This is a genomic window from Vibrio sp. Isolate34 (assembly GCF_022397915.1).
Classification (GTDB): domain Bacteria; phylum Pseudomonadota; class Gammaproteobacteria; order Enterobacterales; family Vibrionaceae; genus Vibrio.
In genome coordinates this window covers 17,941-32,010 of record NZ_JAKEUO010000009.1, presented here as the reverse complement: position 1 = coordinate 32,010, position 14,070 = coordinate 17,941, and the positions used below count along the sequence as shown (strand labels likewise).

Below are 14,070 nucleotides of genomic sequence, written 5' to 3'. Positions count from 1 at the left end.
TATTTTGTAGTGTTTCTTATCTAAAGCCAATAAAACACCAATTCATGCTATCTAAAACGCTCGCGACAACAATCATTTCCTCTTTACTTGGCTTATTTGCGAATTCGGCCTTTGCTGCGACTTCATCAGAAGAACAAATCGCGCCATTGAACTCACTGATGACGGAAAGCTCCGATGTCGTGCTCAGTTCAAAGAAAATACCCAAACCAACGGATCAAAGCCATGTTGAGCTGCTCCCTGTACCGAAGGCAGAAACCTCTGCGGGCGTAGAAAAGATCTGTGCGATCTACCCTCACCTAAAAGACTCTTACTGGCTGTCGGTAAACTACGGCATGATCTCCGAAGCGAAAAAGCAAAATGTAGAACTTCGCGTACTAGAAGCTGGCGGTTACCCAAACATTTCAAAGCAAGCCTCTCAAATGCAGCTTTGTGTTAAATGGGGCGCAGACGCGATCATTCTAGGCACGGTATCGCCAGATGCTTACTACGACACGCTAACCAACTGGGTAGGCTCTACGCCGGTTTTTGCAACGGTTAACGAACTGACCTTAAGTGAAAAACAACAAAAAGTACTAAAAGGCGTGGTAGGCGTTGATTGGTATCAGATGGGCTATGACTCAGGAAAATTCCTAAGCGAGTTGCACCCGAAAGGAACCGGTAAAACAGACGTTGCTTTGTTGTTAGGCCCTCAAGCAAGTGGTGGCACCAAACCAGTCGCACTTGGCTTCTACGACGCAATAAAATCAAGTGATATTAATATTGCTGTAAGTTACTGGGCAGATAATGACAAAGAGCTGCAAAGAAACTTAGTCCAACAGGTGATTGAACAACCTGAAATAAAATACATCGTTGGCAGTGCAGTCGCGATTGAAGCGGCGATCAGTGAGCTTAGAGCAGCCGATAAATTGGACGAGATTGGATTGGTTTCGGCTTACCTCAGCCATGGTGTATACCGCGGGTTGCTTCGCCACAAGGTACTGTTTTCACCAACAGACAAGATGGTTGAACAAGGACGCTTATCCGTAGAGCAAGCCACAAACTACTTGCGCTCAAAGCCTTACGATAAACATGCGGCGCCAGAAATTGAAATTCTGACGCCATCAACACTAAAAGATCAGGTTATTGCCGACTCGCTCTCACCTTCTGAGTTTCGACCTGTATTCAGTGTTCAACCTTAGTGATATATTCAAGAAAGAATTTAGAACAATAAGAATTAGACCAATAATTTAGGGAACATTCATGCAAAAAACAACACGTACAATGCCAACGCATAAGCATATCGCCTTAGTTGCTCACGACCACTTCAAACCTGAGCTACTAAGATGGGTAAAAGAAAATAAAGAAAAGCTACAAAGCCACTTCCTTTATGCGACAGGCACAACGGGTTCTCTACTAAGTAAAGAGACAGGCTTAGCAATCAAGAGCATGATCAGTGGTCCTATGGGCGGCGACCAACAACTTGGCGCACTTATCTCTGAAGGCAAAATTGATATGCTGATTTTCTTCTGGGATCCACTGAATGCCGTTCCTCACGACCCAGATGTGAAAGCACTGCTTCGTATCGCAAGTGTTTGGAACATTCCAGTGGCAACCAACCGCGCTACTGCAAACTTCCTGTTTAACTCTTCATTGCTAGAAGAAGAAGTGATTATCGAGATCCCAGATTACGAAGCGTACCTTGCTGAGCGTACGTAGAACTGTGTTAACCATTCATAACTAGACGGCTTCGCCCTAAATAGATGGCGAATTTTTGCAAGACAGTAACAATGGATGAACCGACGTCTGCACTCGACCACACACAACTTTATATTTCGGGTGACTTCGGTTCACCGAGCTTTCGAATATTAAGAGGCGTTAGCAAAAGATTCGATAACGAGAAACAAAAAGAGCTCCTGATGTAGGAGCTCTTTTCACTTGTGAGGTTCGATACTAATCAGTCTAAAGGCCCGAATAGTACATACAGATTCGAACGCCATCGAACTCACGAATCTCAAATGGGATCTCGTAGATCGATTCCATCACTGATTTTTCAACCACTTCCGAAACCTTACCCGATTTAACCACTTGGCCTTTTTTCATCGCGACAATGTTATCTGAGTAACAAGAAGCAAAGTTGATGTCGTGAATTACGATCACTACTGCTTTATTAAATTCATGCGCTAAACGACGTAGCGTCTGCATGATCTCTACAGAGTGCTTAATATCTAGATTGTTCAGAGGTTCATCTAAGAACACATAGTCAGTATCTTGTGCCACAACCATGGCGATGAATGCCATTTGACGCTGACCGCCACTCAGCTCATCAAGGTATTTGTTTTGAATATCAGTAATACCAAGATGCTCTAGCGCCGTATCAACGATCTTATGATCTTCGTCTTTCAAGCGACCTTGAGAATGCGGGAAACGACCAAAACAAACCAACTCACGAATCGTAAAGCGCATGTTGATGTTGTTCGACTGTCTTAACACCGCAAGGTGCTTGGCCAGTTCTTTGGTATCCCACTCTGCAAGAAGTTTGTCGCCTATGATCACTTCACCAGCATCACTGTCTGTTAAGCGACTCGCCATTGAAAGCAGTGTACTTTTACCCGCACCATTTGGGCCAATAATCGAAGTCACTTCCCCTTTCGGGAACATAGCGCTGGCATCATCCACCACGAGTGATTTACCATACTTCTTACTTAAACCTGTTAATTTAATCACTACTTACTACCTTTACTGAATTCTGGTGCGTAACAACAAGAACATAAAATACAAACCGCCGACCAAGTTAATGATCACACTCACTGTGGTTTCAAACGACATCACTTTTTCGATGAACCATTGACCAGAAACGAGCAACACCACTGCTAATAAACTGCTAGCGATGATCAGAGTACGGTGCTGATAAGAGCTGAATATCTGACGAGCCAAACTCACGGTAATTAAGCCGAAGAAAAGCACTGGGCCAACCAAAGCCGTAGATACTGCCACCATTACCGACACAATCACCAAAGTAATCTGAGTCAGTCGCTTAGTGTTCACGCCTAAGCTTGTCGCGTTATCGACACCAAGCCAAAGTACATCGAGTTTAGGTGCCAACACCCATAATCCCAACAAGCTCAAACCCAGTGGAATAAGACTGAGATAAACCAGGTCGCCTTTCACGTTATTGAAGCTTGCGAACATCACATTCTGCAGCACCGCAAACTCATTCGGATCAATCAACATCGCCAAGAAGTTAGACAAACTCGAGAATACGCTGCCACACACGATACCAATCAGCAGCAGTGTGAATACGTTGTTTCGCTTGCTCTTAAAATAGAAATGGAACAGAGCAAAAGAGAACAAGATCATCACAGTCACAGACATTGAAAAGTTTGCGATAGAATCAATGACCCAGAAGCTTGTACTGCCAAACACAAACAGAAGCACCGTTTGAACCAGCATGTATAAGCTATCAAAGCCCAAGATAGATGGGGTTAAAATTCGATTATTAGTGATGGTTTGGAAAACCAATGACGACGCAGAGATCGCCACCGCCGCCAATACAATCGACAACAGTTTTGGTAGTCGTAAAGACAGGAAGAACTCGTAGTTATCCCACGTCAGTCCCTGCCCCACAAAAACCGCGGTCATACCCAAAGACGCGATAGCCAGAATCGCAATTTTTACTGAATCACGCATTCGACTTGTCTCTCATGATTAGGTAGATAAAGATCAAACCACCAAAGATGCTGATTACCATTGAGATTGGAATCTCATAAGGGAAGATGACAATTCGCGCTAACAAGTCACAAGCCAATACCAAGATCACACCCCAGTAGGCCGTCCAAGGCAGAATTTTCTTCATGTTATCGCCCATCATCAGCGACACAACATTCGGCACGATAAGGCCAAGGAATGGAATAACACCAACAATCATCACCACAGAAGAAGCGCAGATAGCGACTAGAGCCACGCCGATGAACACGATCTTCTGGTAATTCAAACCGATGTTTTTCGCGAAGCTCTCACCGATGCTCGCCGCACTGAACTGGCTCGCAAAGTAATAAGCCAACACACAAGCAGGCACTGCGAGATAAAGGATTTCATAGCTACCTTGCAAGACACTCGCGAAGTTCGCCATCGTCCATGCTGACATGGTTTGTACTAAGTCGTGTTTGTAGGCGATAAATGTCGTTAGCGCGGAAACTACGTTGCCATACATGATGCCAATCAAAGGCACCAATACTGCGTTCTTGAACTTGAGGTGTTGTAGGAAGCGAACCAATAACATGGTGCCGAACACAGCAAACGCAAAGATGAAACCTAAGTAGCTCCATTGCGCAGCATTACCTAGCACTAGAATACCAACGATGTAACCCAACATGGCACAGTCGATCGTTCCCATCGTTGAAGGCGCGGCAAACTTGTTTTGAACGATTTGCTGCATGATCAAGCCAGAGACACTCAAACCGGCACCGGCCAGTACAATGGCGAGCAAACGAGGGATTCGACTAACAATATAAATAGAGTTCGCGTGTTGGTTGCCATTGAAGAAGTCACTAAAACTGATTTCAGCGACCCCAATCATCAATGACGCAACGCATAACACAACAAGAAATACAGCAGCTGCAATGGGTTTCAACATAGAAATAATACTAAAGGTAGGTCTCGGATAGCCCGTATGAAAAGTGAAAAAGGGCTTATAAGAACGTTCTTATAAGCCCGAAAATCTAATTATTGGTTACTGTTGAATGGTACGTTCAATGTCACCCAACATTCTGTGAATCGCTGTCACACCGCCACCAGCTAGGTACCAAGCACTTGAATCAAGGTAAACGATGTTGCCTTGCTGTGCTGCAGGTGTTGCTGCTACCAATGGGTTATCAAAGAGTTGTGGTGCACGACCTTCTGACTTACCAATCGCTTTCTCACGGTCTAGGATGTAAAGCACTTCAGGTTTTGCATCGGCAATGTATTCGAAAGAGATAAGGTTACCGTGCGTACCTTTGATTGGCGCTACTGTTGCACTCTTTGATTCAACGTAACCGAAGTCGTCAAAGATAATTGAGAAGCGGCTGCCTTTGTTGAACATCGCAATGTTGTTGCCGTTGTTCATCAGCATCATTGCTGTGGTTTCGCCAGAGGTTACTTTGTCGTTTACCGCTGCAATAGAATCTTGTGTTTCTGTGATGAGCGCTTCAACTTCAGCCTGCTTATCAAATAGCTGACCTAGTGCACGCCAGTTTTCTTGAGCGTCAGCCCAGTACTTGTCACCTTCAATAGAGAACATGATCGTCGGAGCAATTTGTGCCAACTTGTCGTAAACCTTAAGCATACGATTTTCAGCAATGATCACGTCAGGCTTCAACATGTAGATAGCTTCAAAATCAGGTTCGCTCAATGATCCAGTGTTTGCTGTTGTTTCTTTGTAAGACTCTAGGTAATCAGGCATTAGGCTATGAGGCGCGCCTACTGGCTTCACACCAATTTTGTCTAACACATCCAAGCTACCAAAACCCAAAACGACGACTCGTTGTGGCACTTCATCAAACTGCGCTGTGCCCTTTACGTGTTCAATAGTCACGGTTTCTGCTTGAGCAGTAATCATGAATGATGATGCAAGAACGATAGCAAGCCCGCTCAATAACTGGCGAACTGAATTGATTGTTTTCTTCATGTTTCTTCCTTTGCCATTGAGACAAACCACCACTCATGACAATGAAAGTCTGATTACTCATAGATGAGTATGGGGCCTACACAACTGCTAAATAACGATAATTTAAAGTCTGTCATTGATTTGACAACAAACTTGTAACGCAAGTGAGAATTATTATCAATTATATTTGCAGTAATTAAGGTACACAACAACTTTATTATTCAGAAACGTAAAAGTGATTATTCACATTTTGTTAGATAGTAACCAACATTAGGATTAGCGAAAGTGTTTGGGCGACAAACAGAGGCAAACTAGCTAACATTACGGAACACGATTTACAATGTAAAACTCTTTAATAATAACTACTTAACAATAGCCACTCAATAATAGAACCGGAAAAAAGAAATAGGTTATATTACGCAGAACTGTAGATTGGCATACCTCATCGGTAACACCGTAAAGAACTTGTTACTCAGACGCTTATTTACCCCTCAACAAGTGATGGTAAATCATTCGAATTTATTTGAAATTAATTTAAAAATAGGGTTGTAATTTATTAAACTAGGCGTATAGTTCAAATCTTGGCTCTAATCTACAGAGCTGTTAATGCTAAAGTAAGTCCAAGTTCCACATAGACAGTTCTCGATTCCTCGTTACACCATCTCTGCGTCAGCTTTCACCCAGATAGTCATTCAATAGCTTTTAAAATAGATCCCACTACTGTTCTATTCGTCATTTGCTTTCTTTTTAGCGAATTCAAAATAGATCGAAAACTTAAATATAAATGTAATAAACACAAGGCACAGTTATGTCACGCAGAACAACAAGACAAACCCATTGGTACCAACTATCACGCGAAAAAACAGTCAATAAACTAAAAGGTAATAAATGCTCAAGATCAAAATAGATTTACACAAAGAAGAACTTTCATGGGTCACCGAGATTCGACAGCTCAATAGCGATATACTCCACCGCCACATATTGCCCAAGCTACAACACAACAGTTATCTCATCGACTTTGAATTTAATGAAAGAGACAGCACCGGAACTATCGTTTCGCGCAACGGAAACACCCTAGGACATTTCACACTCCTATAGCATTTCCCAAAGGCGACAAAAAGAAACATCGCCTAGTTCCAAAGTATAAAAGATGTCACCCTCAATTCGCTCTAGCAGAACAAAATAGAGTAGAAGTAAAACAGATCTGAAACCTAGCCCTTTTGCATTTCACACGCGGCTAACGCTAGCTAGGTTATCGTGCTTCTATTGAAACCAACTTATATCAAACTCTGAATCACCACTGCGTCATTATCAGTGCATTCATGGACTAATAAGTTAACGGCATCAACCTTAACTTCTGATCCAGCGTATATAAGTGTTCTGCAGCTTGCATGTGTTGAGGGTAATCACTGAACTTCTCACGATTCTCCTCATTCATCTTACATGTCTCATCCACCAGCATTAACTTCCAATACAGCTTTGTTGTATGCAGCATTGCCAGTAAAGGTTTAAACACCTCTTTCTCATAAGCTTGAATCAACTCTTCGATCAATTCATCACGCTCGTCTTCACTTGCGATTGAACCATTGGTTGCAGCCAACACTTTCTGATATTTCGAGTTGAGTTGCAGTTTATCCATAACCGTTTGGTTATCTACCGCCAGTTCGACCAGCTTCGATTTAATAATACTCAGCCAATTTTCTTGGCTAAGAACCGACTCATCGACACTCGAAAAATCTTCGCGGATTTGACGTTCAACGTCTTTTTGAGCTTTCTTTAAAACAGCACGCACCTTTTGAAAAGGCAGCTGAAATTCCTTACTTAGCTCGATAATCAGTTTATAAAAACCACCATTTGGTAGGTGTAAGTTTTCTTTAAACGTCGCCATTGCGGCTTCTTGCTGTTCTGTAAGGTTGCTCATTCTTTTTCCTATTCTTTATAACTCGCGGTGCTGAACCCGAGATCATACCATTATTAGCCACGGTTTTTCGGTTACTTCAGGCGCTATCCCCAGGTAGGCGCTTAAATTCGCTCAACACATTCTCATTCGGCTAATTTTTAGACCACATGGCGCTAAATGGTAAAACTGACCATCGAATAAAAACCATACTACACCTGTTCCAACGAAACAGACTTCTAACTTATACAGGTACTAAAATGAAAAAGATTGCACTTAAAATTGTAGGACTAACGGTTTTGGCTTCTGCGCTGACTGGTTGTATCGGCAGTAACGCCGTAACAGGGAAAGTGATGAAATTTAACGTTGAAGTTGTCGATAACCGCTATGCTCGTGCAGGTGTAAACTTCTTATTAGCGCCTGTGTACGGTATTACTACCGCAGCCGACTACGTAGTATTCAACTCACTTGAATTCTGGACGGGTAAAAACCCAATCAGCGGCGCGCCACACGTGTTCGATACAAAAACAGACACACACTTCAAAGTGAACGATGAGCTAGACCCAAGCCTGAAAGAAGCACCTGTAGGACCAATTTCAAACAATCGCACCATTGAAACGGGTGAGATGATTAAGATCGACGAAAACACGATTCAAATGGACATTGTTTATACGTCTGGTGAAACAGCGACTCTAACGGGCATCAAAGACGGTCAAAACGTTACCTATTACATGGATGGTCAACTTGTATCGCAAACGACTATCGCTGAATTAGAGAGAATTCAAGGCACTGAAGCTTAAGGTTCTTAGCTCGCACTAAGATCTAAGATTCGTAGCTCATAGCGAGCTCAATCTCAAAGCTACGTTTGACTTTGAACAGCGTAAAACAGAAGAAGCCCGGCGATTGCCGGGCTTCTTTGTATTTGCTCGATTAGGACTGGGATTGAGCGAGTCGAATACTCACCAAGCTCGCCACCATAATCGCTAAGTAAAAACTGCCGATGATCGACTCCATAAACACAAAGAACTGAGCAATAGGCAAAGCCGGTGAAATGTCACCATAGCCCACCGTAGTCAAAGTGATGAAGCTGAAATACATCGCATTGAACAAATTAGTTAACCAAACTTGCTCTTCTAACCCATTAAATGCATTCGGAAAGATTTCTAAAATCAACAAGTAGATGGTCGACCAAGCAAACCCCAACAGCAGATAAATACAGATGGATCCTATGATGTGATTTGGCGTGACGGTTTTCGCTTGTATCACCTGCCTTAGCGCAGAGTAAATATGTGAAAACAGAAAGATGGCCAACGCAGTTAGCGTCACGATAGATAGGTTGTAGCCTTCTAAGAAAGAAAACACACCCGACACCGACGCCGTGATCAACAGCAACCCATACCAAGAGCGATACAAGGCTCGCTCTCTATGAATACCGACAATCGAAACCGCTAGAGTAATAATGATCAAAAATAGAATCGTTTTTTGGCCTTGCGGATAAAACTGCTGCATCACCGCGCAACCAAAAAACAACAACAACAGTGCATAGAATAAGAAGTAGAAGTTGTCGTCTTTCGAGACTGCCTTCATCTATTTCTCCTCTGTCTCTGCTTTGTTTGTTTCCGCTTCTTCTTGGTTTTTATCTTCAAGTCCAAGCCATGCCATCATCAGCTCATAGGTCAAACTCAGAATCACAGCACCAACAAACAAACCGACAATTCCTGACATCGCCATTCCGCCCAGTGCACCCAATAAAATAACCAGCATTGGAATATGAGAGCCTCGGCTTAGCAGTACAGGCTTCAAGATAGCGTCACTGCCGCTCACCAAAATACACCACACTAAGAACAAGCTCGCCGCCAGTGTCGATTCAACACTGAACATGTAGATGATCGCAGGTAATAGAGCAAGAATCGGTGGAAGTTGGATGATTGCAATTAGCAGCACAGCTAGCGCCCAAAACGCCGCAGCAGGAACGCCAGCAATCACTAAACCGATTGCCGACATCATGGATTGAATCACAGCAACACCAATCACACCTTGCACAACACTGCGCACAGTCGATTTAGAGAGCTGTACCAACTCTTCACCTTTGCCGCCCGTCAAACGCGCCACTAAGTGAGTCACACCGGTTTGACATTTATCTGCGTTACTCATAAATGCACCAGCAATGATGGTAGAGATGATGAACTGAATAAAGCCACCACCCAACGAGCCAAGAACAGAAGCAGCTTTCGTCGCGAACTGTTTAAGTTCATCAGCATACTTTATGAAAGTGCCTTCAATATTGTTGGAGGCGGCAACCAAGGTTGAATAAACCTTCTCACCTATGAATGGGATATCTTGTAAGGACGCTTTCGGTTTAGGCAATGACAATGTGCCATCTTGAAGCCCTGTCATCAGGTCAGTAGCGCTGGTGTAGATACCAGAAGAAAGCGCCGCCAAAGGAATAAACAGAAGAATGACACCAATAAAGCTCAGCAATGCACTGGCTTTACCTTTCGACATTCCCGTTTTATTTGAAATTGCGACTGCCACTGGGTAAAGCGCAGTCGCAATGATTGCGCCCCACACGACCAATAGAATGAATGGGCGTAGAATTGAAAAACACCAATAGACGAGCATGGCAATGGCTGCAATCTTAATTGCGGCATCAATCGCCTGTTTTGAAAAATCATCGGTTAACTTCATGAGACGTCCTTGTTAGGGCTGATTTTGTAGAAACTTCCAATTCCTGGTTTCAAGGAAGAGTGAAGCCAAAATCATATAAACTCCAATTAACACTAATTGGAATATACGTATGAATGTGTTGCTGTCGATATCGCCTGAGCTCATCAATGTGCTTCCTACGAGTACCAATAAAGTACTGAATGCAGTGGCGAAAATCGGTGCTTTTTCTGGAACGGTATAGATCTTAGTCGCCATGAGAATGGCAATAAGTCCTATAAATAAAGAATAGAAGACAATATTGGGAACAATAGAAAGGATTGAAAAAGCAGCAATCGCCAACAAGCCTCCAATACCATTACTGAACACAAGAAATGCGCTCAGTTTTACAGATTTTTCTGAGGTGATCATTAACGACAACAACGCGATAAACATCATAGTTAGTAGTGCTTCAGATATCTGAAAGATAAAGAAAAAGCACACCACAGGGTAAGAGATAATCATCGCCCTAAAGGCCGCATACCAACGTTGTTTCTTTTCGAGTGGCGCAGCCGCGAAACCTGAAAACTCCGATTTAGGTTCAGGAAAGAACACATGCACCAAAGCAAATATCATCACTGAAACTACACCCGATGTTGCCAAGCCAGATGCCAATAACACCGAAACACCCGGATTATCAATGGCCATGAATGGCAGTATCAACACGGCAATCAGCAGTATGGTGGCGAACAGATTCCACTTTGGATCGACAAACAAGTAGTAGCCCCACAGCATCATCAAGCCCACTAAAACCAGCAAAGGGATGGGATAATGTGTAATACCACGAGACAGCAACAAACCGAGCGCCATGGTGGCAACCACCGCCAACAACAGTTCGTAGACGGTTTCTTTGTGCAGATTAGGTTTATCGATTAAGAACTTAGCAGTGAACACTGGCGCTACAAACGCAAGTGGCCAGTTTATCCACGCCGCCAAGAAAACAGCCAACGTGACCCCGACGGTATACCGCAGGATCCGTTGCTGTGTTTGTTGGTCAGGAATCGGCTTATCGGACATAAGACAATACGCTAATCAAACGAATCCATACTTTGCCTATCGCGTTGAACACAAAGTTGTCGCCGCTATAAACAATCACATCCGCTTGGCCGCCAACTCGGAGCATGCCTTGCATCTCATCTCGTTCAAATTCGATGGTAATAGGAAGCATCTGTGTTTGACGCAACCAGCCCGTTTGTTGGCTAGCTTGAGCAAGCTTACCCGCTTGATCGTTCTGCCCCCAATCCACACCCCAATCGATGCTGCTGACACGGCCTTTGACAATTTGACCCGGAGCAAAATCAAGCGCGACTTCGACTTCATCACCCACCGCAACATTACCTAAGCTGTTTTCACGATAATAAGCTTCGATCCAGATGTCTTCCGTCGAGACAAACGTCATAATCGCTTGTCCTGCAGAAGCATAGAAGCCTTCAGAAAGGCTAAAGTTAGACACACCGCCTTGAGTCGGCGCTTTGATAACGGTACGTTCAAGGTTTAGCTGCGCCTGTTCCAACGCCAATAAGGCCGCCTTCACTTGGCTGTTCTCTTCACCCTCTTTACCCATCTGCTGCTTGGCACGTTCCAGATCCGCTTCAGCGTTAGTCACGCCAGCGCTAGAAGTTGCTAATGCCGCTCGAGCCTCATCAGCATCCGATTTAGACATCACGCCTTTTTCAGCCATTTCCAGCACACGTTTCGCTTGAAGCTGAGTGTTTTGTTTCTCGACCAAAGCAGAAGTTAATTTAGCTTGGGCAGAAGCGATGTTTGCAGTTTGAGCACCGACATTCTGCCCTGCAATCTCAAGATTTTGCTCGGCTTGTTGCACCGCAATTCGGTAATCAGATTCATCAAGAATCGCGAGTGTGTCACCTTGATTAACCAGTTGATTCGGCTTAACTAAGATATCAAGCACTTTGCCTGACACTTCAGGCTTAATAGGAACAATATACCCCTTCACGCGGGCATTATCGGTGATTGGAATAATTCGGTCGGCGACAATACTGAACACCAGCATGAATGACACAAACCCAAGTAAATAGTTGGTTACCTTTCTTACCTTATCCTTGCCATTCTCTAGTTGGCTACTGTCTTCATTGTCGTCTTGTTTATTCCCGTTGACTTCTGACATGGGACTCCCTCATAGATAACTAACATCAACAAAATTAATATCTTAAAAATAAACCTGACCATGGAAAACTCAAGTAAATAGGGTTAGATTTACTAAACAAAGTGTCGTAAATGATATGCACCTCCAATTATGTATCAATGCACAAGGATTGATTGATCATGGCCAACAGCTCTTATCAAGTACCCGTTATACAAACCAGTTACGCCAAGATCTTAGTCCAAATTTTTACTGACTATGGATTAGACCTACACAAACTTCTCGAAGACTCGGGTCTACCACCTGATCTTATTGAGTCAGAAAGTGACTTTGTGCCATCGGAATCCATCAAACGATTGATTTATCTGACCTCATCACAATTGGGCGTTTCCCGATTTACGGATGTACTTGGCCTTGCTTTTAGACGAAGAATCATCCCATACGTCTTGCATCAATTTACTGAGTTCGAAACCATTGGCGACTCGTTAAAACACATCAACACGATCTTCTCTTATGACTCGCCGGGCAGTAGTGTCGATTTCGTCGTTGAACACGGCCAAAGCTGGTTTTGCCGAACATCGCCTGATGAGCCTTCATCGATGTTCCAATGGGGCGAAGTATTTGCCATCACCTACATCATCGAACTGATCACGATTCTGTCTCACTCACCTTGGCAACCTACCAAGATACGTTTGCAAGGACATGACACCGACTTAAAGCGTTACCGCCAATGCGTGCATCGTAGCTCAAAACAACGAGAACTTTGGTTCACCTACGGGATTAGCTCAATGCTCTGGTATGCGAATAATCATAAAACCATCATCGAATTGGTCGAACAAAATGTTGGCTGGGCAAATGTGCCAGAAATGATGGTGATGGAAGGCAAACTAGCTGCACCTTATTCTTCAAAGCTCCCCTATTTTTCAAAACTCCTCTGCTCTTCAAAGCCTCTCTATTTTGAAAAAGTCATCAATTCAGAGATTCAATATCGGTAGTGCGTTTCTCCGTACTACCGCATTTCTACACGTTTCACCGATAAATATCTTTGTCGTCTGGACAAAACACCCTAGTTGATGTCCCAAAGTGACCTAACTACACTGCGATCCCAACGGGTTTGTGTTTTCAAAAGAATGTAGACAGACCCAAATCGCTCTTTAACACCACTGACCTAACTTCAAAACTCCCACATGAGTGTTCTGCATCGCAGCCGCTTGTGACAACTTCAAATAGATCACTTTTTGAATTTAATTCACCCCAGTTTATGAGCGCTCTTTGAGTGCTTTTCTATATCTAAATGAACCTTTTGGAAAATTTGTCGTGAACGTTTTAAGAAATATTTGCCCTGAGAAAATGGGGAAAGAGCGTAACAAACGAGAGTATGATTTACGCGTACTTAATTGTGTCAGTGAAAGCGAATATGAATCGCGTATGGCTGTTTGGAATAGCCTAGCGTTAACTGCTACTCCGTCTGCTTCGGAAACAAAAGGCTTCATCGATGAGTCTTTCAACAAGCTTCAGCAAGACCTGAAAGACGCTAGCCGTGAGTTATCGATTAACGACACCGACTTCATCGCAATGGCGCACGAAGAAATCAACTACATTAGGATTTTCGTTGCTGATAAAACTGCGCAATACGGCTGGTACGCTGCGATCGTTCTTATGATCATCGGCACCGTTGCTTTGTGCATTCAGTAAGTTAGACCGTACATTTTACTGGCTACTGCATCGAGCGCTTTAATGCGA

The 14,070-nt window shown here is 43.5% G+C and carries 14 protein-coding genes and 1 pseudogene; 6 read left to right on the top strand and 9 right to left on the bottom strand.

Annotated elements, in window-relative coordinates; genetic code table 11:
- The first annotated feature begins 44 nt into the window (after positions 1-44).
- Both torT and L1D22_RS11515 read left to right on the top strand, forming a co-directional pair.
- The gene (torT, locus tag L1D22_RS11520; protein WP_239829879.1) at positions 45-1,178 is read left to right on the top strand and encodes a TMAO reductase system periplasmic protein TorT; all 1,134 of its coding nucleotides are present in this window, start codon (positions 45-47) and stop codon (positions 1,176-1,178) included.
- 61 nt (positions 1,179-1,239) lie between these two features.
- Positions 1,240-1,695 (top strand): methylglyoxal synthase, encoded by a 456-nt coding sequence (locus L1D22_RS11515; RefSeq protein WP_017632301.1) that lies wholly within the window; start codon positions 1,240-1,242, stop codon positions 1,693-1,695.
- Between the two features lie 243 nt (positions 1,696-1,938).
- Here the strand turns inward: L1D22_RS11515 and L1D22_RS11510 are convergent, their stop codons facing one another.
- From L1D22_RS11510 to L1D22_RS11495, 4 genes are all read right to left on the bottom strand, one after another.
- On the bottom strand, positions 1,939-2,703 hold the full coding sequence (locus L1D22_RS11510) for an ATP-binding cassette domain-containing protein (protein WP_239829878.1): 765 nt from the start codon (positions 2,701-2,703) through the stop codon (positions 1,939-1,941).
- A gap of 12 nt (positions 2,704-2,715) precedes the next feature.
- Positions 2,716-3,666, bottom strand: coding sequence for an iron chelate uptake ABC transporter family permease subunit (locus tag L1D22_RS11505; protein WP_239829877.1), 951 nt, complete (start codon positions 3,664-3,666; stop codon positions 2,716-2,718).
- Positions 3,659-4,612: an iron chelate uptake ABC transporter family permease subunit gene (locus tag L1D22_RS11500; RefSeq protein WP_239829876.1), complete on the bottom strand. Its 954-nt coding sequence runs from the start codon at positions 4,610-4,612 to the stop codon at positions 3,659-3,661. Before L1D22_RS11500 ends, L1D22_RS11505 begins: the two co-directional genes overlap by 8 nt.
- A 96-nt stretch (positions 4,613-4,708) precedes the next feature.
- Positions 4,709-5,644: an ABC transporter substrate-binding protein gene (locus L1D22_RS11495; RefSeq protein ID WP_239829875.1), complete on the bottom strand. Its 936-nt coding sequence runs from the start codon at positions 5,642-5,644 to the stop codon at positions 4,709-4,711.
- An 867-nt stretch (positions 5,645-6,511) separates the two neighbouring features.
- On the opposite strand from L1D22_RS11495, the gene L1D22_RS11490 reads away from it, so the two are divergent.
- Entirely contained in the window at positions 6,512-6,721 is a 210-nt protein-coding gene (locus tag L1D22_RS11490) for a hypothetical protein (protein ID WP_239829874.1), read from the top strand.
- A 229-nt stretch (positions 6,722-6,950) separates the two neighbouring features.
- On the opposite strand, the gene L1D22_RS11485 is transcribed toward L1D22_RS11490, so the two are convergent.
- Complete coding sequence (locus L1D22_RS11485) at positions 6,951-7,544, bottom strand: hypothetical protein (RefSeq protein ID WP_239829873.1); 594 nt, start codon at positions 7,542-7,544, stop codon at positions 6,951-6,953.
- A gap of 236 nt (positions 7,545-7,780) precedes the next feature.
- Between L1D22_RS11485 and L1D22_RS11480 the strand changes: the two genes are divergently transcribed.
- Positions 7,781-8,320 carry a DUF3332 domain-containing protein gene (locus L1D22_RS11480; protein ID WP_239829872.1) on the top strand — a complete coding sequence of 180 codons (540 nt, stop codon included), beginning with the start codon at positions 7,781-7,783 and terminating at the stop codon, positions 8,318-8,320.
- 130 nt (positions 8,321-8,450) lie between these two features.
- On the opposite strand, the gene L1D22_RS11475 is transcribed toward L1D22_RS11480, so the two are convergent.
- The 4 genes from L1D22_RS11475 to L1D22_RS11460 are packed head-to-tail and all read right to left on the bottom strand — an operon-like array spanning position 8,451 to position 12,351.
- Positions 8,451-9,107, bottom strand: coding sequence for a potassium channel family protein (locus tag L1D22_RS11475; RefSeq protein ID WP_239829871.1), 657 nt, complete (start codon positions 9,105-9,107; stop codon positions 8,451-8,453).
- The gene (locus tag L1D22_RS11470) at positions 9,108-10,208 is read right to left on the bottom strand and encodes an AI-2E family transporter (RefSeq protein WP_239829870.1); all 1,101 of its coding nucleotides are present in this window, start codon (positions 10,206-10,208) and stop codon (positions 9,108-9,110) included.
- 12 nt (positions 10,209-10,220) lie between these two features.
- Positions 10,221-11,240: a DUF2955 domain-containing protein gene (locus tag L1D22_RS11465; protein ID WP_239829869.1), complete on the bottom strand. Its 1,020-nt coding sequence runs from the start codon at positions 11,238-11,240 to the stop codon at positions 10,221-10,223.
- Positions 11,230-12,351, bottom strand: a complete 1,122-nt coding sequence (locus L1D22_RS11460; protein WP_239829868.1) for an HlyD family secretion protein — start codon at positions 12,349-12,351, stop codon at positions 11,230-11,232. The genes L1D22_RS11465 and L1D22_RS11460 overlap by 11 nt, the downstream gene beginning before the upstream one ends.
- A gap of 680 nt (positions 12,352-13,031) precedes the next feature.
- On the opposite strand from L1D22_RS11460, the pseudogene L1D22_RS22390 reads away from it, so the two are divergent.
- Positions 13,032-13,211, top strand: a pseudogene (locus tag L1D22_RS22390) (LysR family transcriptional regulator); the annotation flags it as partial.
- A gap of 466 nt (positions 13,212-13,677) precedes the next feature.
- Positions 13,678-14,022 carry a thiamine-phosphate diphosphorylase gene (locus L1D22_RS11450; protein WP_239829997.1) on the top strand — a complete coding sequence of 115 codons (345 nt, stop codon included), beginning with the start codon at positions 13,678-13,680 and terminating at the stop codon, positions 14,020-14,022.
- Positions 14,023-14,070: the final 48 nt, after the last annotated feature.